Source organism: Streptomyces doebereineriae, assembly GCF_031845645.1.
In the GTDB taxonomy this organism is placed as follows: Bacteria; Actinomycetota; Actinomycetes; order Streptomycetales; family Streptomycetaceae; genus Streptomyces; species Streptomyces canus.
On the sequence record NZ_JAVREZ010000023.1, the window covers coordinates 35,100 to 60,576 of the forward strand.

General features: G+C 70.3%; 25 protein-coding genes. 9 read left to right on the plus strand and 16 right to left on the minus strand.

The features are described 5' to 3' along the window. Positions 1-72: 72 nt before the first annotated feature. Positions 73-1,029, minus strand: coding sequence for a LysR family transcriptional regulator (locus RNB18_RS42620; RefSeq protein WP_311719504.1), 957 nt, complete (start codon positions 1,027-1,029; stop codon positions 73-75). Positions 1,030-1,087: 58 nt separating this feature from the next. Between RNB18_RS42620 and RNB18_RS42625 the strand changes: the two genes are divergently transcribed. Further along, entirely contained in the window at positions 1,088-1,477 is a 390-nt protein-coding gene (locus RNB18_RS42625) for a RidA family protein (RefSeq protein WP_311719505.1), read from the plus strand. Between the two features lie 11 nt (positions 1,478-1,488). Next, positions 1,489-1,812 carry a YrdB family protein gene (locus RNB18_RS42630; protein WP_311719506.1) on the plus strand — a complete coding sequence of 108 codons (324 nt, stop codon included), beginning with the start codon at positions 1,489-1,491 and terminating at the stop codon, positions 1,810-1,812. A gap of 3 nt (positions 1,813-1,815) precedes the next feature. Here the strand turns inward: RNB18_RS42630 and RNB18_RS42635 are convergent, their stop codons facing one another. Beyond that, entirely contained in the window at positions 1,816-2,397 is a 582-nt protein-coding gene (locus RNB18_RS42635) for a TetR/AcrR family transcriptional regulator (RefSeq protein WP_311719507.1), read from the minus strand. A gap of 105 nt (positions 2,398-2,502) precedes the next feature. Between RNB18_RS42635 and RNB18_RS42640 the strand changes: the two genes are divergently transcribed. After that, complete coding sequence (locus tag RNB18_RS42640) at positions 2,503-4,932, plus strand: beta-glucosidase (RefSeq protein WP_311719508.1); 2,430 nt, start codon at positions 2,503-2,505, stop codon at positions 4,930-4,932. Positions 4,933-5,005: 73 nt separating this feature from the next. Here RNB18_RS42640 and RNB18_RS42645 read toward each other — a convergent pair whose 3' ends face one another. Further along, positions 5,006-5,977, minus strand: coding sequence for an aldose epimerase family protein (locus RNB18_RS42645; RefSeq protein WP_311719510.1), 972 nt, complete (start codon positions 5,975-5,977; stop codon positions 5,006-5,008). Between the two features lie 10 nt (positions 5,978-5,987). Further along, on the minus strand, positions 5,988-6,872 hold the full coding sequence (locus RNB18_RS42650; RefSeq protein ID WP_311719512.1) for an SGNH/GDSL hydrolase family protein: 885 nt from the start codon (positions 6,870-6,872) through the stop codon (positions 5,988-5,990). A 251-nt stretch (positions 6,873-7,123) separates the two neighbouring features. On the opposite strand from RNB18_RS42650, the gene RNB18_RS42655 reads away from it, so the two are divergent. Then, positions 7,124-7,618, plus strand: a complete 495-nt coding sequence (locus RNB18_RS42655; protein WP_266565254.1) for a DUF3145 domain-containing protein — start codon at positions 7,124-7,126, stop codon at positions 7,616-7,618. Positions 7,619-7,684: 66 nt separating this feature from the next. On the opposite strand, the gene fabF is transcribed toward RNB18_RS42655, so the two are convergent. From fabF to RNB18_RS42680, 5 genes are all read right to left on the minus strand, one after another. Next, positions 7,685-8,956, minus strand: a complete 1,272-nt coding sequence (fabF, locus tag RNB18_RS42660) for a beta-ketoacyl-ACP synthase II (protein WP_311719514.1) — start codon at positions 8,954-8,956, stop codon at positions 7,685-7,687. A 101-nt stretch (positions 8,957-9,057) separates the two neighbouring features. Then, positions 9,058-9,306 (minus strand): acyl carrier protein, encoded by a 249-nt coding sequence (locus tag RNB18_RS42665; protein WP_007381745.1) that lies wholly within the window; start codon positions 9,304-9,306, stop codon positions 9,058-9,060. Positions 9,307-9,383: 77 nt separating this feature from the next. Continuing rightward, on the minus strand, positions 9,384-10,379 hold the full coding sequence (locus RNB18_RS42670) for a ketoacyl-ACP synthase III (RefSeq protein WP_266565259.1): 996 nt from the start codon (positions 10,377-10,379) through the stop codon (positions 9,384-9,386). Between the two features lie 16 nt (positions 10,380-10,395). Next, positions 10,396-11,319: an ACP S-malonyltransferase gene (locus RNB18_RS42675; RefSeq protein ID WP_311719515.1), complete on the minus strand. Its 924-nt coding sequence runs from the start codon at positions 11,317-11,319 to the stop codon at positions 10,396-10,398. An 89-nt stretch (positions 11,320-11,408) separates the two neighbouring features. Beyond that, positions 11,409-12,614 carry a PucR family transcriptional regulator gene (locus RNB18_RS42680; RefSeq protein ID WP_059205692.1) on the minus strand — a complete coding sequence of 402 codons (1,206 nt, stop codon included), beginning with the start codon at positions 12,612-12,614 and terminating at the stop codon, positions 11,409-11,411. Between the two features lie 80 nt (positions 12,615-12,694). Between RNB18_RS42680 and RNB18_RS42685 the strand changes: the two genes are divergently transcribed. Continuing rightward, positions 12,695-13,348: a pirin family protein gene (locus tag RNB18_RS42685; protein WP_311719516.1), complete on the plus strand. Its 654-nt coding sequence runs from the start codon at positions 12,695-12,697 to the stop codon at positions 13,346-13,348. Here RNB18_RS42685 and RNB18_RS42690 read toward each other — a convergent pair. Both RNB18_RS42690 and RNB18_RS42695 read right to left on the minus strand, forming a co-directional pair. Next, positions 13,345-14,160, minus strand: a complete 816-nt coding sequence (locus tag RNB18_RS42690; protein ID WP_311719517.1) for a serine hydrolase domain-containing protein — start codon at positions 14,158-14,160, stop codon at positions 13,345-13,347. The two genes, RNB18_RS42685 and RNB18_RS42690, sit on opposite strands and share 4 nt — an antisense overlap. A 19-nt stretch (positions 14,161-14,179) precedes the next feature. Further along, positions 14,180-14,650, minus strand: a complete 471-nt coding sequence (locus RNB18_RS42695; RefSeq protein WP_311719518.1) for a GNAT family N-acetyltransferase — start codon at positions 14,648-14,650, stop codon at positions 14,180-14,182. A 97-nt stretch (positions 14,651-14,747) separates the two neighbouring features. On the opposite strand from RNB18_RS42695, the gene RNB18_RS42700 reads away from it, so the two are divergent. Next, positions 14,748-15,212 (plus strand): MerR family transcriptional regulator, encoded by a 465-nt coding sequence (locus RNB18_RS42700; RefSeq protein ID WP_069759259.1) that lies wholly within the window; start codon positions 14,748-14,750, stop codon positions 15,210-15,212. Further along, entirely contained in the window at positions 15,209-16,225 is a 1,017-nt protein-coding gene (locus RNB18_RS42705) for an aldo/keto reductase (protein WP_311719519.1), read from the plus strand. Before RNB18_RS42700 ends, RNB18_RS42705 begins: the two co-directional genes overlap by 4 nt. A gap of 1 nt (position 16,226) precedes the next feature. Here RNB18_RS42705 and RNB18_RS42710 read toward each other — a convergent pair whose 3' ends face one another. From RNB18_RS42710 to RNB18_RS42720, 3 genes are read right to left on the minus strand one after another with little or no spacing between them, the layout of a single operon-like run. Further along, on the minus strand, positions 16,227-17,084 hold the full coding sequence (locus tag RNB18_RS42710) for a DUF4429 domain-containing protein (protein ID WP_311719605.1): 858 nt from the start codon (positions 17,082-17,084) through the stop codon (positions 16,227-16,229). Between the two features lie 58 nt (positions 17,085-17,142). Then, positions 17,143-18,360, minus strand: a complete 1,218-nt coding sequence (locus RNB18_RS42715; RefSeq protein WP_311719520.1) for an alpha/beta hydrolase — start codon at positions 18,358-18,360, stop codon at positions 17,143-17,145. A gap of 54 nt (positions 18,361-18,414) precedes the next feature. Beyond that, positions 18,415-19,050, minus strand: coding sequence for a TetR family transcriptional regulator (locus RNB18_RS42720; protein ID WP_311719521.1), 636 nt, complete (start codon positions 19,048-19,050; stop codon positions 18,415-18,417). Positions 19,051-19,116: 66 nt separating this feature from the next. Here RNB18_RS42720 and RNB18_RS42725 point away from each other — a divergent pair, with 66 nt between their 5' ends. Both RNB18_RS42725 and RNB18_RS42730 read left to right on the plus strand, forming a co-directional pair. Then, positions 19,117-20,733 carry an MFS transporter gene (locus RNB18_RS42725; RefSeq protein WP_311719522.1) on the plus strand — a complete coding sequence of 539 codons (1,617 nt, stop codon included), beginning with the start codon at positions 19,117-19,119 and terminating at the stop codon, positions 20,731-20,733. Positions 20,734-20,994: 261 nt separating this feature from the next. Beyond that, a complete protein-coding gene (locus RNB18_RS42730; protein ID WP_057615275.1) occupies positions 20,995-21,306 on the plus strand; it encodes a hypothetical protein in 312 nt (103 codons plus the stop codon). A gap of 445 nt (positions 21,307-21,751) precedes the next feature. Here RNB18_RS42730 and RNB18_RS42735 read toward each other — a convergent pair whose 3' ends face one another. Further along, the gene (locus tag RNB18_RS42735) at positions 21,752-22,489 is read right to left on the minus strand and encodes a potassium channel family protein (protein ID WP_311719523.1); all 738 of its coding nucleotides are present in this window, start codon (positions 22,487-22,489) and stop codon (positions 21,752-21,754) included. 80 nt (positions 22,490-22,569) lie between these two features. Next, positions 22,570-25,302 (minus strand): pyruvate dehydrogenase (acetyl-transferring), homodimeric type, encoded by a 2,733-nt coding sequence (gene aceE / locus RNB18_RS42740; RefSeq protein WP_311719524.1) that lies wholly within the window; start codon positions 25,300-25,302, stop codon positions 22,570-22,572. Positions 25,303-25,477 lie beyond the last annotated feature (175 nt).

The following is a 25,477-nucleotide window of genomic DNA, read 5'->3' on the forward strand; positions in this document are numbered from 1 at the left end:
TTCAGGTCCTTCCGTTTCGCTGTGGGGCGCGAGTGGTTCCGGACGACGGCAGTATCGCGTGACAGAAGTGGTCTACGCCATGGGGGCCGACGTACCGGGAATCCGCCCCACCGCCTCCCGCAGCGCCCCGACGAACGCCTCCACGGCCGGCGAAGGCGACCGCCCCCGCAGCACCGCCGCGTACACCGCCCGCGCCGGAGCCCCCTCGTCGAGCACCGGCAGCAGCACGACGTCCGGCCGTACGGACTCCGCGGCGAGCGCCGGGACCAGCGTCACGCCGAGCCCCGCAGCGACGTACCCCTGCTTGGCGGTCCACTCGCCGACGACATGCGCGATCCGTGGCCGGAAGCCCTGCCGCAGAGCGGCGTCGAGAAGCGTCCCCTCGGGGCGTGGGCTCCCGGAGATCCAGTCGGCGTCCGCGAGCCGCCCGAGCCGCACCGGGCCGCCGCCCTCACCCACCAGCGGATGTGCGGCCGGGACGGCGACGTACAGCGACTCGTCGAGAAGATGGCGCAGTTCGTACGCCGACAGCGGTGCGCCGCCCGTCGTGGAGACGACCGCGAGATCCAGCCGCCCCTCGGTGAGCCGGTCGAGGAGTGACGGCGTGAGCCCCTCCTCGCGGGACACCCGCACACCGGGATGGCGGGTGCGAAAGGCGCCGAGGGCATGCGGGATCAGCGCCGCGTCCGCCGTCGGGAACGCCCCGAACCGCAGCCGTCCGCCCGCCACTTCACGCAGCGCGGCCAGTTCGCGCGCGGCCGCGTGCAGCGCCCCGGTGACGGTCCGCGCGTGCGGCACGAGCACCCTCCCGGCCTCCGTCAGCCGCACGCCCCGCGGCAGCCGGTCGAACAGCGGCGCCCCGCCCAGCGCCGCCTCCAGCGAGGAGATCTGCCGGGACACCGCCGACTGCGTCCAGCCCAGGGTGCGCGCGGCCACGGTGAACGACTCGTGCCGGGCGACCTCCAGGAAGACCCGCAGCCAGACGGTGGCGAGGTCGGGAGGAAGAGCGGTGCGATGCGGATTCGGCATGGCAGCCATGCTGGACATTCGCTTGTCGCATCGCAAGCGCGGACCTAGCGTCGACGGCATGCAGATCACCCTCGACAACCCCGCCGGCGCACCCCAGCCGCTGAGCCCCTACTACTCCCAGGTCGCCCGCGTCGAACAGGCCGACGGCAGCGCCCTGTTGTTCGTCTCCGGCCAGATCGCCGAGGGTGCCACGCTCGCCGAGCAGTCCCGGGGCGTCTTCGAGACCCTCGCCGCGCTGCTGGAGGCGCACGGGGCGAGCCTGGCCGAGGTGATCAACATCCGCACCTACCTCACGGACATCACGGAACTGGAGCAGTACGGCGCCGTACGAAGGGAGTTCCTCACCGGCACCCCGCCCACCAGCATGACCTTCGAGGTGTCCCGGCTCTTCCGGCCGGAGGCGCGGATCGAGATCGAAATCGTGGCGGCGGTGCCGGGGGCCGGGTGATACTGCCGCCCATGAAGGCAGCCAACTCGGGTGTTCTCTTCCTCATCGAGCTCGGCGCCCTGGCGGGTGCCGCGTACTGGGGTTTCACCCAGGACGTCGGCGCGTCCTGGCTGCTCGGCCTCGCCGCACCCGCCGTACTCGTCGCGCTGTGGGCGCTGCTCGGCTCACCGCGCGCGAAGTACAAGGCGAGGGGCGCCGGTCGCGTCGGCTTCGAGGTGTTCTGGTTCGGGGCGGGCGCGCTCGCCCTGTTCGCCGCCGGAGCCCAGGTCTGGGCGTTCGCCTTCGGCGTCGTCTGCGTGGTGAGCAAGACACTTGCCGTCGCCTGGAGTCAGTGACCCTCACTCCGCCGTCTCGCCCAGCAGTCGCAGAAAGTCCCGGAACGCTCCGGGCATGTCCACCGACTCGGGGTCCAGCAGCCACTGGTACTGCAGGCCGTCCATGACCGCGACCAGCAGCGGCGCGGTGCGTTCGGGGCTCAGCCCGTTGGGGAGCCGGTCGCCGTACTCGGCGCGCAGGGCCACCGTCATCGACGCGCGCACCCGGGTGTAGCGGTCGGTGAAGTACTGCCGTGCCGGATGCCCTTCCGTCACGCTCTCGCCGAGCAGCGCCGAGAAGGTCTGGATGATCCCCGGCCGCATCGCGTTGTACTCGACGAGCGAGGCGAGCAGGTCGACCCGCCAGCTGCCGTTCGGCACCGCGTCCCACTTGTCCCGCTCCTCCAGCACCGCGACCAGCAGCGCGTCCTTCGTCGGGAAGTGGTGCAGCAGCCCCTGCTGGGTCAGCCCGACCCGTTCGGCCACCGCGGCCAGGCTCGCGCCCCGGTAGCCGCGCTCGGCGATGACCTCAAGGGCCGCCCGGACGATCTCGGCCCGGCGCTCCTCGCTTCTGGTCCTGGCGTTCATGGCGTCACCGTACGACATCCCGAGAACCCGAATATAACAGCAACATAACGAAACCTACCGCTTACCAGGTAATCGATGCACGATGAGAGGACCCGCACGGAACTTCAACGAGGAGGCACCGTCATGGCGGCACCCACTCCCGCCGACCAGGCCCGCGAAGCGGCCGTCGAGGCGGCGCTGGCCGGGCTCGACCTCGATGCCAAGGCAAGGCTCCTGTCAGGCCAGGACATGTGGACCCTGCCCGCACTCCCCGAGATCGGCCTGGACTCCCTCGTCATGTCGGACGGTCCGATCGGTGTCCGGGGCGTGCGCTGGAGCGCCGACGACCCGTCGATCGCCCTGCCCTCCCCGACCGCGCTGGCCGCCGGCTGGGACCCGGAACTCGCCCGCCGCGCAGGCGTGATGCTCGCCCAGGAGGCCCGCCGCAAGGGCGTCCACGTCCTCCTCGCCCCCACCGTCAACCTCCACCGCTCCCCGCTCGGCGGCCGCCACTTCGAGGCCTACAGCGAGGACCCGTATCTGACCGGACGGATCGGCGCCGGGTACGTCACCGGCGTACAGGAGGGCGGTGTCGGCACCACCGTCAAGCACTTCGTCGCCAACGACGCCGAGACCGACCGCTTCACGGTGAACAATCTGGTCTCCGAACGCGCCCTGCGCGAGCTGTACCTGGCTCCCTTCGAGCTCATCGTCGAGAACGCCCACCCATGGGGCATCATGACCGCCTACAACACGGTCAACGGCACGACGATGACCGAGCACCACCACCTGGTCAACGAAGTCCTGCGCGGCGAATGGGGCTTCGACGGCTACAACGTCTCCGACTGGATGGCCGCCCGCTCCACCAAGGCCGCCATCGAGGGCGGCCTCGACGTCGCCATGCCCGGTCCGACGACCGTCTACGGCGAGGCCCTCGCCCAGGCCGTGCGGGACGGGGAGGTCGAGGAGAGCGCGGTCGACACGGCCGTACGCAATGTGCTGCGGCTCGCCGCCCGCGTCGGCATCCTGGACGGTGCCGAACCCGTCGTCACCGAGCTTCCGGAGACCGTCGACGGCATCGAACTGGCCCGCGAGATCGCCCGCCGCTCCTTCGTGCTGGTCCGCAACCAGGGCGCGCTCCCGCTGAAGGCCGGCACGGTCGCCCTCATCGGCGCCGCCGCCCGCGACGCCCGTGTCCTCGGCGGCGGCTCCGCCACCGTCTTCCCGGACCGGATCGTCTCCCCGCTCGACGGCCTCACCACCGCCCTCCCCGAGGGCACCCTCAGCTACGCCGTCGGCGCCGACCCCAACACCGAACTCGCCGCCGCCGACCAGGGGTTCAGCCTCGAAGCGGTCTGCCGGGACACGGACGGCGAGGTCATCGGCGCGGCCTCTGTGCCCAGCGGCCAGATCCAGTGGATGGGTTCGGACCTCCCCGAGGGAGTCACCCACGACCGGCTGCACACCGTCGAGTTGAAGGGCTCCTTCACCCCGCGCGAGAGCGGTACCCACACCTTCGGCATCAAGGGACTAGGCGCCTTCAAGCTGGTCGTCGACGGCACGACGTACTACGACGACGTCCAGCGCACCGACACGGACGACCCCTTCGTCACCTTCTTCGGCGCCCCCGAGCCCCGCGCCGAGGTCGAACTGACCGCGGGCGAGCCGGTCGAGGTCTCCCTCACCTACGTCGTCGTCCTCCCCGAAGAGGTCCCGATGAAGGTCATCACGTTCTCCCTCGCCCACCAGGACCCGCGGCGCGACCCCGACGAACTGATCGCCGAGGCCGTCGAGGCGGCGCGGAACGCCGACACGGCCGTCGTCGTGGTCGCCACCACCGAGCGCGTCGAGTCCGAAGGCTACGACCGGAAGGACCTCGCGCTGCCGGGCCGCCAGGACGAGCTGGTCCGCGCGGTCGCCGCCGCCAACCCGAACACCGTCGTGGTCGTCAACTCCGGCTCCCCGGTGGAGCTGCCGTGGCGCGAGGACGTCGCCGCCGTCCTGCTCGGCTGGTTCCCCGGCCAGGAAGGGGGCGCGGCCCTCGCCGACGTGCTGACCGGCGTCCACGAGCCCGGCGGCCGCCTCCCCACCACCTGGGGCACCCTGGACGACGCCCCGGTCACCCGGGTCGCTCCGGAGGGTGGCGAACTCCCTTACGAGGAAGGTGTGTTCATCGGATACGCGGCCTGGGAGAAGGAGGGCCGCACCCCGGCCTACCCCTTCGGTCACGGCCTCGGCTACACCGACTGGACCTACGAGTCCGTCGAGGTCCGGGGCACCACCGTCCGGGTCCGGCTGCGCAACTCCGGTTCCCGCGCGGGCCGTGAGGTCGTCCAGGTCTATCTGGCGCCCGCCGGACCCGACGCCGAGCGCCCGGCCCGCCGGCTCGCCGGATTCGCGGGGACCGCGGCCGGTCCCGGCGAGAGCGTCGAGGTCACCGTGGAGATCCCGCGCCGGGCCTTCGAGATCTGGGACGAGAAGACCTCATCGTGGTCGTATGTGAAGGGTTCGTACGAGATTCAGGTGGGGCGCTCGATCGGCGACCGCCGGGTCACCGCGACGATTAACGTCTGATCCGAGGGGGCACAGCCCTCACACAAGCAGCCCCGGCCCGGGACCTGACCCCTGGGCCGGGGCTCGTCCGTGTCTACCGGCTCGTGAATCCGTAGACCGTCTCCGAGCGGTAGGTCTCTCCCGGCCGCAGCACCGTGCTCGGGAACTCCGGCCGGTTCGGGGAGTCGGGGAAGTGCTGGGTCTCCAGCGCGATGCCGTCGCCGGGCGCGAAGGGCTCGGGCAGATGGTCCGCGGTGTACAGCTGGAGCCCCGGCTCGGTGGTCGCCACCGTCAGCACCCGGCCGGATGCGGGGTCGGACAACTCGGCGACCTCGACGGCCCGTTCGGTGATCCCCTTGTCGAGCACGAAGTTGTGGTCGTAGCCCGCGCCGACCTTGCGCGTCCCACGGAAGTCGAAGCGGGTGTCCGTGACCTCCTCGATCCCGGTCGGGATCAGATCGGCGTCGACCGGGGTGAACCGCGAGGCGTCGATCCGCAGTTCGTGCCCGCCCGCGTTCCCGGAGCCGGCCAGGTTGAAGTAGCTGTGGTTGGTCAGGTTGACGATGGTCGGCGCGTCGGTGACCGCCTCGTACGCGATCCGCAGCGCGCCCGACTCGTCCAGGCTGTACGTCCCCGAGACCTCGAGGCGCCCCGGGAAGCCCTCCTCGCCGTGCGCGCTGACCCGGCTCAGCCGCACCCCGTGCTCGCCGGCGGGCTCCATGTCCCACACCCGTTTGTCGAAGCCGCGCTCGCCGCCGTGCAGGGAGTTGGGCGCGTTGTTGGGGGCGAGCGCGTAGGTCAGCCCGTCGAGCTCGAAGCGGCCGCCCGCGATCCGGTTCGCGTACCGCCCGATGAAGGCGCCGAGATACGGACCGGAGTGCTCCAGATATCCGTCCAGCTCGGCGAACCCCAGCACCACGTCCGCCGTCCGCCCGTCCCGGTCCGGAACCTCGACCGACTGCACGATCCCGCCGTACGACAGGATCCGCACGCGGACGCCCGCGCGCTCCAGGGTCCAGCGGTGAACCGGGGTGCCGTCGGAAAGTGTGGCGAAGAGTTCGTTCATGTGCGGAACTTTAAGTCACGGACCTGACCTTGCGGTATGCGATCTCCGCCAGACGCGCCTGTCCGTTCACACTCGGGTGGAACCAGTCCCAGTGGCTGAGCTGGTCGGTGCCGAACCGGTAGTCGTACACCGCGCCTCCGTCGTACCGGCAGTGCTGGTCCTCGGCGCACACCTCTTTCAGTACGGAGTTGTAGGCCTCCACTCGCTCCTGCACGGTGTCCCGCCGCTCGGTGGCCGCTGCGTCCAGGGCGTCCGCGTCGGCCAGCATCGACGGACACACGCCCAGCTTCCACACCTGCTTGCCCAGCGGATTGGTGCGGCCCTCGGACCACAGCCGCTTGAGGTTCGGCACGCTCGCCACGTACACCTGCGCCTTGGGCGCCTGCTTGCGCAGCACGCTCAGCGCGTCCTCGAAGCCGGACCGGAAGTCGGACACCGAGGTCATCGCCGCGGTGGAGTCCCGGCAGGCGTCGTTGGCGCCCACCATCACCGTCACCAGAGCGGGCGTCCGCGCCGCCGCCTGTGCCATCTGCCCGGACAGATCGGCCATCCGCGCCCCGGACACCGCGTAGTTCCAGCTGTGCTCGGCCGCCTTCGCCCGCCCCAGCAGCCGTACCGCGAGGGAGTCGACCTGGGTGCTGGCGCCGGTGGCCCAGGACACGTCGGGGCAGTCCTTCAGGATCCCGCAGGCGTCGAAGCCGCGCGTGATGGAGTCGCCGACAGCGGCCATCGAACCCGGGCTGCTGTCCCACGCCGGAGTGGGCTTCGGCGAGGGTTTGGCCTTCTGGGTGGGTCCCGCCGAGTCGCCCCCCACCGCATCACACCCGGCGACGCCCAGGAGAGCCGCCGTCAGGACGGCGACGACGGCCCGTGTACGGGGGCCCTGCTTGCGCATCCGTGGTGTTCCCCTCGTGAAAATGATGGTCCTCTCATAACAACGCATGAGAGTTCCCGGTGACCGCGAGGGAACGATCGACACCCGTACTAGCGTCCTGCCGGGTGAATGGCGGGCGTTTCGGGGCACTGGGACCGACGGTACGTCACACTCCTTGCCCCGCCGCACGGTAGCCTCGCCATCAACGTGGCTGGCCGGCATCGCCGCCATGCCGGCCAGCAAGACTTGTCCCGCTCTGCCCGGAGGTCCCGGTGACGACACGTGGAGTTCTGTACGTGCACTCCGCGCCGCGCGCGCTGTGCCCGCACGTCGAGTGGGCCGTCGCCGGGGTGCTCGGCACGCGCGTCAACCTCGACTGGATCCGGCAGCCGGCCGCACCGGGCACCTGGCGCTCGGAGTTCTCCTGGAAGGCCGAGGTGGGCACGGCGTCCAAGCTCGCGTCGGCCCTCAGAGGCTGGCACCTGCTGCGCTTCGAGGTCACGGCCGAGCCCTGCCCCACCGCCGAGGGCGAGCGCTACAGCTGCACCCCGGAACTGGGCATCTTCCACGCCGTCACCGGCATCCACGGCGACATCCTGATCCCGGAGGACCGCCTGCGCGCGGCCCTGACCCGCTCGCAGCGCGGGGAGACGGACCTGGAGGCCGAGCTGGCCAAGCTCCTCGGCAAGCCCTGGGACGACGAACTGGAGCCCTTCAGATACGCCGGTGAGGGCGCCCCGGTCCGCTGGCTGCACCAGGTCGTCTGAGTTCTCCGCACAACTGAAGGGCCCCCACCGACCGGTGGGGGCCCTTCAGTTGCGTACAGACGACTCTCAGACCGTACGGAACGCCAGCACCACGTTGTGCCCACCGAACCCGAACGAGTCGTTCAGCGCGGCGATACGGCCCTCCACGGGCAGCTTGCGGGCCTCGCCGCGGACGACGTCGGCGTTGGCCTCGGCCTCCGGGTCGAGGTTCTCGACGTTGATGGTCGGCGGAGCCACCCGGTGGTACAGGGCGAGCACCGTCGCGACCGTCTCCACGCCACCCGCGCCACCCAGCAGGTGACCGGTCATCGACTTGGTGGCGGACACGGCCATGTGGTCGGCGTCGTCGCCGAACACCTTCCGCAGCGCCTTGAGCTCGGCGATGTCACCGGCCGGAGTCGACGTCGCGTGCGCGTTCACGTGCACGATCTCCGCCGGGTCCAAGTCGGTGCTGTCCAGCAGGTTCTCGAGTGCGCGCGAGATGCCACGCCCCTCGGGCTCCGGCTGCACGATGTCGTGGGCGTCGGCGGAGACACCCTGCCCCACCGCCTCGGCGTACACCCGCGCACCGCGCGCGGCGGCGTGCTCGGCGGACTCCAGGACGACGACACCGGCGCCCTCGCCGAGGACGAAGCCGTCCCGGGCGACGTCGTAGGGACGCGAGGCGCCCTCGGGGTTCTCGTTGTTCTTGGACATCGCCATCATGTTGCCGAACGCGGCGATGGGCAGCGGGTGGATCGCCGCCTCCGTGCCACCGGCGACGACGACGTCGGCGCGGCCGGTACGGATCATCTCGATGCCGTAGCCGATGGCCTCGGCGCCCGACGCACAGGCGGAGACCGGGGTGTGCACGCCCGCGCGGGCGCCCACCAGCAGACCCACATTGGCGGACGGGCCGTTGGGCATCAGCATCGGCACGGTGTGCGGGGAGACGCGGCGGACGCCCTTCTCCTTGAGCACGTCGTACTGGTCGAGGAGGGTCGTCACACCACCGATGCCGGAGGCGATGACGGCGCCGAGACGGTCGGGGTCGACCTTGTCGTCCTCGCCGGCCTTGGCCTCGAAGCCCGCGTCGGCCCACGCCTCCTTGGCCGCGATCAGCGCGAACTGCGCCGAGCGGTCAAGACGGCGGGCCTGCGGCCGGGGAATCACCTCGGACGGCTCCACCGCGATCTGCGCGGCGATGCGGACCGCCTGCTCGGCGGCCCACTCCTGCTCCAGGGGCTTGACGCCAGACTTGCCGGCGACCAGACCCTCCCAAGTAGAGGCTGCGTCGCCACCCAGCGGTGTGGTTGCGCCGATACCGGTGACGACCACGGTGCGATTGGTCGGGCTCACGGGAAATCTTTCTCCAACGTTACGAGGATTAAGCGGCGCCACCGCCGGGTGGCGGGGCCGGCACGTCCGGCCTGGAGGGCTCCGGGCGGAGCCCGGGAGACTCAGGCCTGGTGCTTGAGGATGTAGTCGGTCGCGTCGCCGACGGTCTTGAGGTTCTTGACGTCGTCGTCCGGGATCTTGACGTCGAAGCGCTCTTCAGCGGCGACGACGACCTCGACCATGGACAGCGAGTCGACGTCCAGGTCGTCGGTGAAGGACTTGTCCAGCTGGACGTCCTCAACCGGGATGCCGGCGATCTCGTTCACGATGTCGGCAAGACCGGCGACGATCTCTTCCTGAGTGGCGGCCATTTGGCGCTCCTTCTTTTTCTTATCCAGAGGGTTGGCAGTGCTTCCCGTCCCGGACCGATCGATCCGGCACGGAGTGCCTAGGGGAGGGTAACGACAGTGGCGGCGTAGACGAGACCCGCCCCGAATCCGATGACGAGCGCGGTGTCGCCGCTCTTCGCCTCGCCGGTCGCCAGGAGCCGCTCCATGGCGAGCGGAATCGAGGCGGCCGAGGTGTTGCCGGTGGTGCGCACGTCACGCGCGACCGTGACGTGCTCCGGCAGTTTCAGCGTCTTCACCATCGAGTCGATGATCCGCTCGTTGGCCTGGTGGGGAATGAAGACGTCCAGGTCGTCCGGGGCGATCCCGGCCGCGTCCAGCGCCTGCTGGGCGACCTTCGCCATCTCGAACACGGCCCAGCGGAACACCGCTTGGCCCTCCTGCGTGATCGCAGGGAACTTGCCCGTGGAGTCGTACTCGGTCCACGCCACGGTCTGCTTGATCGTCTCGGACTTGTCGCCCTCGGAGCCCCAGACGGTGGGGCCGATGGCCGGCTCCTGGGCGGGGCCCACGACGACCGCGCCGGCACCGTCGCCGAACAGGAAGGCCGTGGCGCGGTCCTCCAGGTCGGTCAGGTCGGACAGCCGCTCGACACCGATGACGAGGACGTACTCCGCCGAGCCCTCGACGATCATGCCCTTGGCGAGGGTGAGGCCGTAGCCGAAGCCCGCGCAGCCCGCCGAGATGTCGAAGGCGGCGGCCTTGTTCGTGCCCAGCTTGTCGGCGATCTCCGTCGCCACGGCCGGGGTCTGCTTGAAGTGCGAGACGGTCGAGACGATCACGCCGCCGATCTGCTCGGCAGAGATCCCGGCGTCGGCGATCGCCTTGCCCGACGCCTCGATCGACATCGCGGCGACGGTCTCCTCGGCGTTCGCCCAGTGCCGGGTCTCGATGCCGGAGCGCGAGCGGATCCACTCGTCGGACGAGTCGATCGTCTCGAGGATCACCTCGTTCGGCACGACCCGGGTCGGGCGGTAGCCGCCGACACCGAGGATGCGCGCGTACGGGGCGCCCTTGCTGGGCTTGATCTTCGACATGCTCTCGTGCTCCTTCTCAGGCACCGTGCTCGGCGATGAGCTCGCGAGCAGCGTCGAGGTCCTCGGGGGTCTTCAGTGCCAGCGTCTTGACGCCGGGCAGCGCGCGCTTGGCGAGGCCGACCAGCGTGCCGCCGGGGGAGACCTCGATGAACGCGGTGGCGCCGAGCTGCTTGAACGTCTCCATGCACAGGTCCCAGCGCACCGGGTTGGCGACCTGCCCGACCAGTCGCTCCAGCACCTCGGCGCCGGTGGCGACGGCCTGGCCGTCCTTGTTGGAGACGTAGGTGACCGTCGGATCGGCCGGCGTCAGGTCGGCGGCGGCCTTGGCGAGCGCGTCGACCGCGGGGGCCATGTGGTGCGTGTGGAAGGCGCCGGCGACCTTGAGCGGGACGACCTTGCGGACGCCCTCGGGCTTGTCGTCGTTCAGGACCGCGAGCTGCTCCAGCGTGCCCGCGGCGACGATCTGCCCCGCGCCGTTGACGTTCGCCGGGGTCAGACCCAGCTTCTCCAGGTGCGCGACCGAGACCTCGGGGTCGCCGCCGAGCAGCGCCGACATGCCGGTCTCGGTGATCGCGGCGGCGTCGGCCATGGCCAGACCCCGCTTGCGTACGAGGGTGAGGGCGGTGGTGTCGTCCAGAACGCCCGCGAAGGCGGCGGCGGTGATCTCACCGACACTGTGCCCCGCGACCGCGCCGGGGGCGATGTCGGTGATGGCACCGAGTGCCGAGGCGGACAGGATCCCGGCCGCGACCAGCAGCGGCTGGGCCACCGCGGTGTCACGGATGGCGTCAGCGTCGGCCTGTGTGCCGTAGTGGGCAAGGTCCAGGCCGATTGCCTCGGACCACGCGGCGACGCGGTCCGCGGCACCGGGGAGTTCGAGCCAGGGGGTCAGGAAGCCGGGCGTCTGGGCGCCCTGGCCGGGAGCGACGAGTACGAGCACTCTCACACTCTCTCTTGAGGGCGGCCCAAGCCGCCCGTGGGGACAGGGACGAAGAACATGGAGGGGTTTTGTGGGCCCCCGACAAAAGCCTAGGGCTGAGGATCTCCGTCGGCCAGACGCCCCAGGATGAGCGCGATCCGCAGGGTGAACGCCGAACGTACATCGGAGGGCGACCAACCGGTGACGTCAGTCACACGTCGAAGCCGGTAGCGCACGGTGTTGGGATGCACGAAGAGCATCCGGGCCGCGCCCTCCAGACTGGACGCCTGTTCGAGGTAGACGGAGAGCGTCTCGAGGAGCGCGGAACCGGCCTCCTCCAGTGGTCTGTAGATCTCCTCCACCAACTGCTGGCGCGCAGCGGGATCCCCGGCCATCGCGCGTTCCGGAAGCAGGTCGTCCGCCAGGACCGGGCGCGGGGCGTCCTGCCAGGCGGAACACGCTTTGAGCCCGGCGGCGGCGGCCTGCGCGGACCGGGTGGCGGCGAGCAGATCGGGTACGACGGGTCCCGCGACCACGGGTCCGGCCGCATAGGGCCCGATCAGCGACTTGGCCACGGCGAGGGGGTTGTCGCTGCCGCCCGCGATGACGACCAGCCGGGAGCCGAGCACCCCGGTCAGCACCTGGAGCTTGGCGTGCCGGGCGGCCCGCCGGATGGCCTCGACGGTCAGCTCGGAGTCACCGTCGGGAGCGGTGCCGAGGAGGACGCACACATGCTCGGGAGCGTTCCAGCCCAGCGCGGCGGCCCTGCTCACGGCCCCCTCGTCGGCCTCACCGCTGAGCACGGCGTTCACGACGAGCGACTCCAGCCGGGCGTCCCAGGCACCGCGTGCCTCGGCGGCCTGGGCGTAGACCTGGGCGGTGGCGAAGGCGATCTCGCGGGCGTACACGAGCAGGGCCTCACGCAGCACGGACTCGTCACCGGGTGCGGCGACCTCGTCGATCGCGCTCTCCATGACCTCGATGGTCGTCCTGACCATCTCCACGGTCTGCCGGAGCGTGATGGCCCGGGTCAGCTCACGGGGAGCGGTCCCGAACACGTCGGTGGAGATGGCCTGCGGGGCGTCGGGATGCCGGAACCACTCGGTGAAGGCGGCGATACCGGCCTGGGCGACCAGCCCGATCCAGGAACGGTTCTCCGGAGGCATGGCCCGGTACCACGGCAGCGTCTCGTCCATGCGCGCGATGGCCTGCTGCGCGAGAGACCCGGACGACTTCTCCAGCCGCTTCAGGGTCGCGACATGGGCGTGGACGCCGGGCGCGTCGGGGTCGGACTTGCGGTGTTCGGGTTCGGGCACGGGACAAGACTGCCTTATCCGGACGTCGACGCGCGCCGCCGGGTACCGACTGCGGCACACCCGGGGACTACCGTGGTCACGTGACGGACGTACGGCGCGCGACGGAGCGCTACCCAGGCGGGGATCCCGGGGCCGGGATCGAGTCGTGGCACGCCTTCTCGTTCGGGCCGCACTACGACCCCGACAACCTCCGCTTCGGCGCGCTGATCGCCTGCAACGAGGAGCGGCTCGTGCCCGGCGCCGGGTTCGACGAGCATCCGCACAGTCACACCGAGATCGTGACGTGGGTGGTCGAGGGGGAGCTGACGCACCGGGACTCGACGGGGCACGAGACGGTCGTACGGGCCGGTGACGTCCAGCGGCTCAGCGCCGCGGCCGGCGTCCGGCACGTCGAGCGCAACGACGCCGAGACCTCGCTGACCTTCGTGCAGACCTGGCTGGCGCCCCTGGAGCCGGGCGGTGAGCCGTCGTACGAGATCGTCCGCGGGATCGCCGACTCGACGCCGTACGCCATTTCGGAGGCGGGCGCGATGCTCCACGTGCGGCGGCTGGCCGCGGGGGAGCGGACCGCGGTGCCGGACGGGCGGTACCTGTACGTCCATGTCGTGCGGGGCGAAGTGCGGCTGGACGGCGAGGAGTTGGGGCCGGGCGACGCGGCCCGGGTCGCCGACGCCAAGGAGCTGGACGTGGTGGCGGCGACCCCGGCCGAGCTGCTGGTGTGGGAGATGTCCTAGAGCTCGGCCAGGACGGCGTCGGTGAACGCCGGCCACGCCTCGACCGCCCACGGTCCGAACGCGCGGTCCGTCAGCGCCACACAGGCCGCCCCCGCGGCCGGGTCGATCCACAGGAACGTGCCGGACTGGCCGAAGTGCCCGAAGGTGCGCGGCGAGGACGAAGAGCCCGTCCAGTGGGGCGACTTGCCGTCGCGGATCTCGAAGCCGAGGCCCCAGTCGTTGGGGTTCTGGTGGCCGTAGCCGGGGAGCACGCCCTTGGTGCCCGGGTACTGGACCGTCATCACCTCCGCGACCGTGCGCGGGTCCAGCAGCCGTGGCGCCTGCACCTCCGCAGCGAACCGGAGAAGGTCCTCGACCGTCGACACACCGTCCTTCGCGGGGGAGCCCTCCAGGGACGTGGACGCCATGCCCAGCGGCTCCAGCACCGCCTGCCGCAGATACTCCGCGAACGGAATGTCCGTCGCCTTGGCGACATGGTCGCCGAGCTGCTCGAACCCCGCGTTCGAGTACAGCCGCCGCTCCCCGGGAGCAGCCGTCACCCGGTGCTCGTCGAAGGCCAGACCCGAGGTGTGCGCGAGCAGGTGCCGCACCGTCGATCCGCTCGGCCCGGCCGGCTCGTCGAGCTCGATCGCCCCCTCCTCGTACGCGACGAGGACGGCGTACGCGGCGAGCGGCTTGGTGACCGAGGCCAGCGGGAAGCGCCGGCCGACCGGGCCATGGGTCCCGAGGACCGTCCCGTCGCCGCGCACCACCCCCGCCGCAGCGGTGGGAACCGGCCAGTTTTCGATCAACGCGAGGCTCTGCAAGGACATGCCGTCGAGCCTAAGCCGCTCAGAGCTTCAGAATCATCGTGGGGTCCGGCTTGTGGACGAAGCCGAGGGAGACGTAGAGCGGCTCGGCCTCCGGGGACGCGGTCAGCATGACCTGTCCGGCGCCCCGCTCGCGGAACCATGCCAGCAGTTCGTCCATGCAGGCGCGCGCGTACCCGCGTCGACGCGCGTCCGGGTCGGTGGCGACGCTGAAGACGTACCCGGCCAGGCCGTGCGGATTGGCCGCCTTCCCGATCCGGTAGTCGACCGTCCCCACCACCAGCGCCGCCAGCGCCCCCGGCCGGTCCGGGTGGTCGACGACGAAGGCCGCGAAGTCCCCGTCGGCCTCGGCCAGCTTCCCCCGCAGCGACGGCAGCGCCTCCGTGTGCCATGCTGCGGAGCCGTCCCCGTCCGGCAGAGCGTCGATCATCACCTGGCGCAGCCGCAGTACTTCCTCGGCGTCCTCGGTCGTGGCACGGCGTACGAGACTCATGCACCGCACGTTAGCGATCGCACCCGAGAGCCGTCCTGCCGATTTCTTACCGGTTCCGCTTGCTTCGAGTGCACTCCAAGGCCATAGCGTTGGGGTCATGACGGTGATGGAGACCACAGGTACCAGGACCGACAGCTGCGCGGCTCCGCCGCACCCCCACCGGCGTCCGGCGGGACAGGACAGCTACACGATCAGCGAGGTCGTCGCCTTCACCGGCCTGACCGCGCACACCCTGCGCTGGTACGAGCGCATCGGGCTGATGCCGCACATCGACCGCTCGCACACCGGCCAGCGTCGCTACAGCAACCGCGACCTCGACTGGCTCGACCTCGTCGGCAAGCTCCGGCTCACCGGCATGCCGGTCGCCGACATGGTGCGGTACGCGGAACTGGTGCGGGAGGGCGACCACACGTTCACCGAACGGTTCGAGCTCCTGGAGACGACCCGCCGGGACGTTCTGTCCCGGATCGCGGAGCTCCAGGACACGCTCGCCGTGCTCGACCGGAAGATCAGCTTCTACGCCGACGCCGGTCGCACCTATGAAACGGAGAAAGCAGGATGACGGACAGCACGATCCCGACCGCACGGCTCGGCGACACCGGTCCCGAGGTCGGCGCCCAGGGACTCGGCTGCATGGGCATGAGCTTCGCGTACGGCCCCACGGACGCGAAGGAGTCCCGGGCCACCCTGGAGCGGGCCCTGGAACTCGGCATCACGCTCTACGACACGGCGGACGCCTACGGCAACGGGGAGAACGAGAAGTTCCTGTCCCCGTTCTTCAAGGCCCACCGCGACGAGGTCGTGATCGCCACCAAGTTCGCCCTGTCGATCCCGCCGGACGACCCGACCCGGCGGATCATCCGCAACGACCCGCCGTACATCCGCCAGGCCGTCGAGGCGAGCCTGAAGCGCCTCGACGTCGACGCGATCGACCTCTACTACATGCACCGGCGCGATCTGCATGTGCCGATCGTGGAGTCCGTCGGCACCATGGCCGAGTTGGTGCGCGAGGGCAAGGTCAAGCACCTGGGCCTGAGCGAGGTCACCGCCGCGGAGCTGCGTGCGGCGCAGGCGGTGCACCCCATCGCCGCCGTGCAGTCGGAGTGGTCCCTGTTCAGCCGTGACATCGAGGCCAAGGTGGTCCCGGCGGCCCGCGACCTGGGCGTGGCGCTCGTGCCGTACTCACCGCTCGGGCGTGGCTTCCTCACCGGGTCCTTCACCAACGCCGACACGGACCTCACCGCCGACGACTTCCGCCGCCAGCAGCCCCGCTTCACGGGCGAGAACGCGGCGGCGAACGCGGCCCTGCTGGAGCCGATCCGTACGGTCGCCGAGGCCCACGGCGTCTCCCTGGGCCAGATCGCCCTGGCCTGGGTCCAGCAACAGGCGACGGTGCACGACCTCCCGGTGATCCCGATCCCGGGCACCCGCAAGCCCGGCAGGGTGGAGGAGAACGCGGCGGCGACGACCATCGAGCTCACCAAGGAGGAGCTGGAGCTCCTGGAGCCGATCGCGGCACAGGTGGCCGGGGACCGGTACGCGGACATGCGGTTCTCGTCCGCGGGCCGGGAGTGAGCTAGAGCTCCGCCAGCAACTCCGCCTTCTTCACGGAGAACTCCTCGTCGGTGACCAGGCCCGCCTGGTGCAGTTCTCCGAGGTGGCGGATGCGCTCGGCGATGTCGGCGGGGTCCCGGCGCGGCGCGGTCGCGGCCGGGATCACCGCCGCGGGCCCTCGTTGGCGTACGGCCGACAGGACCGCCGCCGCGAACGGCAGCGACTCATGGACCGGCCCGTACCCCAGTCCGAACACCACCGCCGCCGGATCCTGATCCGCCTGCACCGGCCCCGGCTCCCCGCGCAGCAGCCGCAGATGCCCCTCGAAGACCTCCGGCGACCGCCACTCCACCCCGGTCAGCTCGGACACCGGGAAACTCTGGTCGCCGGCCTTCCACTTCGCCGAGGACGCTCCCGTCCAGAACCACCGGAAGCGCACGGTACGGCCGTCGAAGGACGCCTTCCCGTCGTACGCCTTGAACTGCAACGGCACCTCGGGCGCCGGCACCAGGAATCGTTCGGCCGGCTCGTCGTCCTCTTTCAGGAGTGTGCGCAACTCGTCCGCGTAGTACTCGGCGAGCGTCTCCTTGTCGCCCGGCAGCACCAGCCGGTACGGATCGCACCCTTCCTTCAGCTGCCCCGCCGCCGCCTCCATGAGTGGATCCGCCCCCGGTCGCGGCTCGGCGTGCAACACCACCGTGCCCCGTTTGCCGGGAGTCAGCGTCACCCCGGAGATCGCCTCCAGGGGGATCCGCCGCTCTCCCAGCGCCTGGAAGAGCTTCGGTGTTCGAATCCCCCGTTCGTAGCGGATGAGCACGGAGTCGGACTCGAACTCCCAGGCGGCATGAAATCCGGCCAGTACGTCACCCATGCGGGTCATCGTATTCGGCACGAGCTCCTTCGTCCCCTCCTCGCGCAGACCGCAGTTCCTGCAGTCTCTACGCGCGTCCGGCCGTGGCCGTGCCGGACAAACCGGCGCGGCAGGCTTCATCCTCGTGGGCGCACTGCACCGAGCTGTATGCGCCAGTGCCGATCTCGGCGAAGTTGAGCAGGCTCTCCGTTCCGGGCTCGAAGTAACCGGCGTGACCGTCCGCACCCCGCGCGGACAGCACGCGCGCGCCGAACGCGGAGGAGACCGGGTCGGCGCCGTGGCCGAGTCCGCCGACCTCCATGTACGGCACGTCCTGGATCCAGTCGTCGGCGTCCCGCATCGCCCACACATGGGCGGTGGTGCGCAGATGGGAGGCGTTGGCGACCCGCATCCCGGGGCTGCCGGCCACCGCGATGTCGGCCACCCGGTCGGGCAGCGTGTGCGCGGCCACCCCGCACACCACGGAGCCGTAGCTGTGGCAGAACAGGGAGACCGGCGAGGCGCCGGGAAGTGCGCGCACCAGCGCGTTCAGCCGGACAGCGCCGGTCTCGGCGCGCATCGCGGTAGCCGAGTCGATGCCGAGTCCGGCGGGTGCCGTGTAGTCGGCCCAGGCGATCACCGCCGTACGCGTGGCAGGGCTCGCCGCACGTTCGGCCTGGTAGAGGGCCTTGGCCATGCCGACCGGCGCGGAGTAACTGCGGCTGGTGCGCTGGAAGGTGAGCAGGTCGGTGTCGACGCCGGGCACGACGAGGGAGATCCGCTCCGCCGTGCCGAGATCGCCGAAGACCTCGGCGACCCGGCCGGAGCCGTCGGGGTCGAAGGCGAGGATGTGGCGCTCCGGGGCCGTCAGCGACTCGAAGCGGTGCATACGACGGCCCGCCTCCTGCTGACCCGACGGCGTGAGCCGGGTGTCGTGCATGCGGGTGCGCTCGACGGCACGGGCCCGCAGGAGCGCGAGGCGGTTGGCCTGGTAGCGCAGCTTGACCGGGGCGCCGTTCATGTTGCCGACCGCGAGCGGGTAGCGCTGGGCGAGGCGGACCCGCTCCTGGGAGGTGAGCGAGGCGAAGAAGCGCGTGAGCTGGGCGGGGGCGGCGTCCGGGTCGGGCAGCGGGTGTCCGTGCAGGCGGCCGTGCGCCCAGGACTCGAGCGAGGCCTGGAGGGGAGTGGCCTCCCTCTGGTTGCGCAGCGCGGTCCAGCCGGTGGTCGCCAGCATCACGAACACCACGGCCAGCGCGAGCAGTGCGCGCCAGACGTTGAGTTGCGGGGAGGTGTCGAAGGAAGTCACTGAAAGGACACACTAGGAGAACGGGACGGTCTCGGGTTAATCAAGTGACGGGGATCACGTTTTGGTGTAAGGGAACCACTTGCCGGTCAGTGCGGGACCGAGCAGTTCCAGGTGCGAGACCGTCAACTCGCGCATGGCCTCCAGGCTGAACTCCCCGTCGGTCAGCCACTGCCGTTCCGTCACCCGCATCACACCGCTGAAGACGGCCACCAGCAGCCTCGGTCGCGGGTCGGTGGCCGCGTCGAGGCCCTCGCGCTCGGCGAGCACGCGCGTGAGCACCTCCTCGACCTCCGCCGAGCGCCGCAGATGGGCGGCGAGCAGGACGGGTGTCGACTCGATCACCCGGTACATCGCCAGGAACCGCTCCACCGGCACGACCGACTCGACGACCTCGTGCAGGGTGTCCCAGCTCTCCAGTACGGCCTGGCGCAGCGCCTCCAGCGGGGGTTCGTGCGACGGACGCGCGCGTACGGCCTCGACGAAGCGCGTCACCGTCATCTCGTCGAGAGCCAGCGCCGCGTCCTCCTTGCCGGCGAAGTACCGGAAGAAGGTGCGCTGCGAGACCCCGACGGCGTCGGCGATGTCGTCGACGGTCGTCCGCTCGTAGCCCTCGGTGGTGAAGAGCTCGATGGCGACCCGCAGCAGTGCCTCTCGGGTGCGCTGCTTCTTGCGTTCGCGGAGTGTTTCCATTGGTGTCAGTTACCGACTTGTGAATTGGTTTGTCAATTGTCAGTGGCTGTCATTAGCCTCGATCGCATGACTAGTCAGACGATCGACACGACGGGGCCGGGGGACAGGGCGTCATCAGCCTCGTCGGATCAGCCGCCCGCCACGGGGCTGCGCGGCCACCCTTGGCTCACCCTGCTGACCGTGGCCGTCGGGGTCATGATGGTGGCCCTCGACGGCACCATCGTGGCCATCGCCAACCCGGCCATCCAGGCCGACCTCAAGGCGAGCTTCGCGGACGTCCAGTGGATCACCAACGGCTACTTCCTCGCGCTGGCGGTCGCCCTGATCACCGCGGGCAAGCTCGGTGACCGCTTCGGCCACCGCCAGACCTTCCTGATCGGTGTCGTCGGCTTCGCCGCCGCCTCGGGTGCGATCGGACTGTCCAGCAGCATCGGCGCGGTCGTCATTTTCCGCGTCTGCCAGGGACTGTTCGGCGCCCTGCTGATGCCGGCCGCGCTCGGTCTGCTGCGGGCCACCTTCCCGGCCGAGAAGCTCAACATGGCCATCGGTATCTGGGGCATGGTCATCGGCGCCTCCACCGCCGGCGGCCCGATCCTCGGCGGTGTCCTCGTCGAGCACGTCAACTGGCAGTCGGTGTTCTTCATCAATGTGCCGGTGGGCGTCCTCGCCCTTGTCCTCGGTGTGCTGATCCTGCTCGACCACCGCGCCGAGAACGCCCCGCGCTCCTTCGACATCCTGGGCATAGCCCTGCTGTCCGCCGCGATGTTCTGCCTGGTGTGGGCGCTCATCAAGGCCCCGACCTGGGGCTGGGGCGACGGACTGACCTGGACCTTCATCGCCGTGTCCCTCGTGGGGTTCGTCCTGTTCGCCGTCTGGGAGACGAAGGTCAAGGAGCCGCTGATCCCGCTCGCGCTGTTCCGCTCGATGGCGCTGTCGGCGGGCGTGGTCCTCATGGTCCTGATGGCGATCGCGTTCATGGGCGGCCTGTTCTTCGTGACCTTCTATCTGCAGAACGTGCACGGTATGAGTCCGATCGACGCCGGTCTCCATCTGCTCCCGCTCACTGGGATGATGATCGTGGGCTCCCCGCTCGCGGGCGCCATGATCACCAAGCTCGGCCCGCGGGTGCCCCTGGCCGGCGGCATGGCCTCCGTCGCGATCGCCATGTTCGGGATGTCCACGCTGGAGACGGACACCGGCAGCGCCGTGATGTCGCTCTGGTTCGCCCTGCTGGGTCTCGGTCTCGCACCCGTCATGGTGGGCGCCACCGAGGTCATCGTGGGCAACGCGCCGATGGAGCTCTCCGGTGTGGCCGGCGGTCTCCAGCAGGCCGCGATGCAGATCGGCGGCAGCCTCGGTACGGCCGTCCTCGGCGCCGTGATGGCCTCCAAGGTGGACGGCGACCTCGCGGCCAACTGGAAGGACGCGGGTCTGCCGGCGCTCCCGCCGACCCAGCTGGACCAGGCGTCCGAGGCCGTCCAGGTGGGCGTGGCCCCGGTCGCCAAGGGGACCCCGGAGGCGATCGTCGCGAAGATCACCGACGTCGCCCACGACACCTTCATCTCCGGCATGAGCCTGGCGTCCCTGGTCGCCGCCGGGGTCGCGGTGGTGGCGGTGTTCGTCGCCCTGCTCACCAAGCGCGGTGAGAACGCGGAGGCGGGCGGGGGCGTGGGCCACATCTGACACCTGGTGTCCGGCACCTGACGGGATTTCAGCTTTCTTCGCCTATCAGGGTGAAGAGGCTAAAGATTTCTCGCCCTCGGTACGCGCCGCAGGTCACAGTGGGTCAAGTCCTCCGCACGGCATGGGAGGACGGACGGCGCTGCGGCGCGCTGCCGGAGGGGGGCGGCGCGCCGCAAGGCCGGAGGATTAACGGCTGTGTCGGGGGTACTCGCATCGTTGAACCCGAGACGAACCCAACCAATCAAGGGTGTCAGGGAGTTGATGATGGCGGGCTTCGGACACGGAACGCGCAGGTACCCCCGATCACGTGGCCGGACATGGTCACGGACCGGGCCGGATCGCGCGACGCTCGGAATCATCGGAGTCATCTGCGCGATCGCGGGATTCTTCGTGCTGGGGATCATCCTCGGCCCCGTGGCGATCGTCTGCGGCTGGCTCGCCATGGGCCGCACCTGGTCGGGCGGCAACCGTGCCTGGCCTGCTCTGGTCGCCTTCGTTCTGGGCGCCATCGACACGCTCCTGGCGATCATCTGGCTCGTCGGAGCGGCCACCCCGGGCAGCGGGTTGTTCTGACCCGGGGCGCGTGAGGGAAGGGCCCCCGGTGGGACGACCGGGGGCCCGCTCTCGCTCTGCCGACGAAAGTCTCGCGAAGGTCCGCGGCCTCAGGCGCGGCGCCGGGATTCATCGCCGGGGTCCGCGGGGGCGATGTCCGGCGCTCGGGTGGTCTCGTGCGTTTTTGTGGTCGGCGGGGATAGTCCGCGGCCGTGGTGGCGGCCCAGGTCTGCGTGCTCGTCCAGGCCGACCCCGCAAACCCGCGTGCGGACGCGCGACATCGCCCCGGCGGGGCAGCCCGCCGGGGCGATGTCGCGCGTTCGGGCGGTCTCGCGCGGTTCCGTTGTGGGGGGCGGCGGCCCGCGGCCGTGGGGGCGGGGCATCCCCGCCGGGGTGTCCCCGGAGCGTGCCGGTCTGCGCATGGTGCCAACCCGGCGCCCACCGCGTCTACGGGCCAGAGCCTCCGTCAGCCGCCGACGGACGTCTTGCGCAGGGCCGCGACCTCCGCGCGCAGTTCCCGTACTTCCTCCGTCAGGGCCTGGATCGCCTCCGTCTGCCGGCGTTCCTCCACGTCGTCCTTCTCGAACCGCTCGATGAACCAGGCGGCGATGTTCGCGGTCACCACACCCAGCAGGGCGATCCCGGAGAGCATCAGCCCGACCGCGACCATCCGGCCCAGTCCGGTGGTCGGGGCGTGGTCGCCGTAGCCCACGGTCGTCATGGTCGTGAAGGACCACCACACCGCGTCACCCAACGTGCGGATGTTCCCGTTCGGCGCGTCCCGTTCCACCGAGAGCACCGCCAGCGACCCGAACATCAGCAGTCCCACGACCGCCCCGGCCACATACGTCGTCACCCGGATCTGCGAGGCCATCCGCGCCCGCTGCCCCACCAGCAGCAGGGTGGAGACCAGGCGCAGCAGCCGCAGCGGCTGTATGAGCGGCAGCACCACGGCACACAGGTCCATCCAGTGCTGCCGTACGAACCCGCGCCGGTCCCGCGCGAGCGACAGCCGCACGAGGTAGTCGACGGCGAAGACCCCCCACACCACCCACTCGACCACCGTGCACACCGCCGTCAACGACCGTCCCGCCGAGGTGTCCACGATCGGCACGGCATAGGCGACGGCGAACAGCACCGCGAGCGCCAGAAGGGGCCGCTGGGTGTGCTGTTCCCAACGGACCTGCGCCGACTGTTCCTTCATGACCGCATCGTAGGGAAACGGTGAAGGGCGGTGGGGCCACAGCCCCACCGCCCTTCACTCGTTCCGGCCGAGCGCAGCGGCTACGCGTCGCCGCCCGCGGCCCCCGGGTCCGCCGCCGAGACGTCCAGCAGCTGGTACCGGTCGATCGCCTGCTTCAGCACCGAACGGTCCACCTTGCCCTCCCGCGCCAGCTCCGTCAGCACACCCACCACGATCGACTGGGCGTCGATGTGGAAGAACCGCCGCGCCGCACCCCGGGTGTCCGCGAAGCCGAACCCGTCCGCTCCCAGCGACTGATACGTGCCCGGCACCCACCGCGCGATCTGGTCGGGAACCGCGCGCATCCAGTCGGACACCGCCACGAACGGCCCCTGCGCCCCGGCCAGCTTCCGCGTCACGTACGGCACCCGCTGCTCCTCCTCGGGGTGCAGCAGGTTGTGCTCCTCGCAGGCCACGGCCTCGCGCCGCAGTTCGTTCCAGGAGGTCGCCGACCAGACGTCCGCCTTGACGTTCCAGTCCTCGGCGAGGAGCTTCTGCGCCTCGACCGCCCACGGCACGGCCACACCGGACGCCATGATCTGCGCCGGGATCGACCCCGACGTGCCCTCGGAGAACCGGTAGATGCCCTTGATGATGCCCTCGGCGTCCACGTTCGCAGGCTCGGCCGGGTGCCGGATGGGCTCGTTGTAGACGGTGAGGTAGTAGAAGACGTCCTCGCTGTCCGGGCCGTACATCCGGCGCAGACCGTCCTGCACGATGTGCGCGATCTCGAACCCGAACGCCGGGTCGTACGCCACACAGCCCGGGTTGGTCGAGGCGAGCAGCTGCGAGTGCCCGTCCGCGTGCTGCAGCCCCTCACCGGTCAGAGTCGTACGGCCCGCGGTCGCACCCAGCACGAAACCGCGCGCCAGCTGGTCCGACATCTGCCAGAACTGGTCGCCGGTGCGCTGGAAACCGAACATCGAGTAGAAGACGTACACCGGGATCAGCGGCTCGCCGTGCGTGGCGTACGCCGAACCCGCCGCGATCAGCGACGCCGTGCAGCCCGCCTCGGAGATGCCGTCGTGCAGCATCTGCCCGGTCGGCGACTCCTTGTACGCGAGCAGCAGTTCCCGGTCGACCGACTCGTACTGCTGCCCGAGCGGGTTGTAGATCTTCGCACTCGGGAAGAATGAGTCCATGCCGAAGGTGCGGTACTCGTCCGGCGCGATCAGCACGAACCGCTTGCCGAGCTCCTTTTCCCGCATGAGGTCCTTGAGCAGTCGTACGAACGCCATGGTCGTGGCGATCGACTGCTGACCCGAGCCCTTCTTCACGGTCGCGTACGTCTTGTCGTCCGGCAGCGTGAGCGGCTTGGAGCGCACGACACGCGTGGGGACGTAACCGCCGAGACCCAGGCGGCGGTCGTGCATGTACTGGATCTCCTCCGAGTTCCGGCCCGGGTGGTAGTAGGGCGGCGCGCCCGACTCCAGCTCCTTGTCGGAGATCGGCAGGTGCAGCCGGTCGCGGAAGCCCTTGAGGTCGTCGACCGTCAGCTTCTTCATCTGGTGCGTGGCGTTGCGGCCCTCGAAGTTGGGTCCCAGCGTCCAGCCCTTGACGGTCTTGGCGAGGATGACCGTCGGCTGGCCCTTGTGCTCCACGGCCGCCTTGAACGCCGCGTAGATCTTCTTGTGGTCGTGACCGCCGCGGCCCAGGTGCAGGATCTGGTCGTCGGTCATGCCCTCGACCATCGCGCGCAGGCGCTGGTCGTCGCCGAAGAAGTGATCGCGGATGTAGGCGCCGGACTCGGTGGCGTAGGTCTGGAACTGGCCGTCCGGGGTGGTGTTCATCCGGTTGACGAGGATGCCGTCGCGGTCCTGCGCGAGCAGCGGGTCCCAGGTGCGGTCCCAGATCAGCTTGATCACGTTCCAGCCGGCGCCCCGGAAGACCGACTCCAGCTCCTGGATGACCTTGCCGTTGCCGCGCACCGGGCCGTCGAGGCGCTGCAGGTTGCAGTTGACGACGAAGGTCAGGTTGTCCAGGCCCTCGCGCGCGGCGATGGTCAGCTGGCCGAGCGACTCCGGCTCGTCCATCTCGCCGTCGCCGAGGAACGCCCACACATGGGACTTGGAGGTGTCGGCGATCTCGCGCGCGTGCATGTAACGGTTCATCCGCGCCTGGTAGATCGCGCCGATCGGGCCGAGACCCATCGACACGGTCGGGAACTCCCAGAAGTCCGGCATCAGCCGCGGGTGCGGGTACGAGGACAGTCCGTGCGGGGCCTTCGACTTCTCCTGGCGGAACCCGTCGAGGTTGTCCTCGCTGAGCCGGTCCAGCAGGAACGCGCGCGCGTAGATGCCCGGGGACGCGTGGCCCTGGAAGAAGACCTGGTCGCCGCCGTCGCCCTCGTCCTTGCCGCGGAAGAAGTGGTTGAAGCCGACGTCGTAGAGGGACGCGGAGGAGGCGAAGGTGGCGATGTGGCCGCCGACGCCGATCCCGGGACGCTGGGCACGCGAGACCATCACGGCCGCGTTCCACCGGGTGGCGTTCAGGATCTTCCGCTCGATCTCCTCGTTGCCCGGGAAGAACGGCTCCGCCCTGGTGGGGATCGTGTTGACGTAGTCCGTGCTGCGCATCTCCGGCACGGCCACGCGCTTCTCGCGGGCCCGCTCGATGAGCCGCAGCATCAGATAGCGGGCCCGCTCCCGGCCGCGCTCGTCCACGGCGGCGTCGAGGGAGTCGAGCCACTCCTGGGTTTCCTCGGGATCGAAGTCAGGAACCTGACTCGGAAGGCCGCCAATGATGATCGGGTTGCGATCGGATCCGGAAGCCACGCTGTTCCTTACCTGTCAGAGGGCCGTAATTCTGTACGTCTGCACCGCTCCCCATCGTGTACCTCGGGGGGCCAAACGTCATCTCTACTCCGTGGTAACCCGGGGCTCCACGCCCGGGTATGGTTCCCAAACACGCAAAGAGGGCAGAAAGGTGTGGCATGCGTCACGACGCGAC

Bases quoted from the DNA above. Each gene is read 5' to 3' on its own strand.
- RNB18_RS42620 (WP_311719504.1), bottom strand. From the start codon at position 1,029: ATGCCGAATCCGCATCGCACCGCTCTTCCTCCCGACCTCGCCACCGTC.
- RNB18_RS42635 (WP_311719507.1), bottom strand. From the start codon at position 2,397: ATGTCGTACGGTGACGCCATGAACGCCAGGACCAGAAGCGAGGAGCGC.
- RNB18_RS42650 (WP_311719512.1), bottom strand. From the start codon at position 6,872: ATGCGCAAGCAGGGCCCCCGTACACGGGCCGTCGTCGCCGTCCTGACG.
- RNB18_RS42640 (WP_311719508.1), top strand. From the start codon at position 2,503: ATGGCGGCACCCACTCCCGCCGACCAGGCCCGCGAAGCGGCCGTCGAG.
- RNB18_RS42625 (WP_311719505.1), top strand. From the start codon at position 1,088: ATGCAGATCACCCTCGACAACCCCGCCGGCGCACCCCAGCCGCTGAGC.
- RNB18_RS42705 (WP_311719519.1), top strand. From the start codon at position 15,209: ATGACGGACAGCACGATCCCGACCGCACGGCTCGGCGACACCGGTCCC.
- RNB18_RS42700 (WP_069759259.1), top strand. From the start codon at position 14,748: ATGACGGTGATGGAGACCACAGGTACCAGGACCGACAGCTGCGCGGCT.
- RNB18_RS42670 (WP_266565259.1), bottom strand. From the start codon at position 10,379: ATGTCGAAGATCAAGCCCAGCAAGGGCGCCCCGTACGCGCGCATCCTC.
- RNB18_RS42735 (WP_311719523.1), bottom strand. From the start codon at position 22,489: ATGAAGGAACAGTCGGCGCAGGTCCGTTGGGAACAGCACACCCAGCGG.
- RNB18_RS42720 (WP_311719521.1), bottom strand. From the start codon at position 19,050: ATGGAAACACTCCGCGAACGCAAGAAGCAGCGCACCCGAGAGGCACTG.
- RNB18_RS42645 (WP_311719510.1), bottom strand. From the start codon at position 5,977: ATGAACGAACTCTTCGCCACACTTTCCGACGGCACCCCGGTTCACCGC.
- RNB18_RS42690 (WP_311719517.1), bottom strand. From the start codon at position 14,160: ATGTCCTTGCAGAGCCTCGCGTTGATCGAAAACTGGCCGGTTCCCACC.
- RNB18_RS42665 (WP_007381745.1), bottom strand. From the start codon at position 9,306: ATGGCCGCCACTCAGGAAGAGATCGTCGCCGGTCTTGCCGACATCGTG.
- RNB18_RS42710 (WP_311719605.1), bottom strand. From the start codon at position 17,084: ATGACCCGCATGGGTGACGTACTGGCCGGATTTCATGCCGCCTGGGAG.
- RNB18_RS42695 (WP_311719518.1), bottom strand. From the start codon at position 14,650: ATGAGTCTCGTACGCCGTGCCACGACCGAGGACGCCGAGGAAGTACTG.
- RNB18_RS42725 (WP_311719522.1), top strand. From the start codon at position 19,117: ATGACTAGTCAGACGATCGACACGACGGGGCCGGGGGACAGGGCGTCA.
- RNB18_RS42730 (WP_057615275.1), top strand. From the start codon at position 20,995: ATGATGGCGGGCTTCGGACACGGAACGCGCAGGTACCCCCGATCACGT.
- RNB18_RS42630 (WP_311719506.1), top strand. From the start codon at position 1,489: ATGAAGGCAGCCAACTCGGGTGTTCTCTTCCTCATCGAGCTCGGCGCC.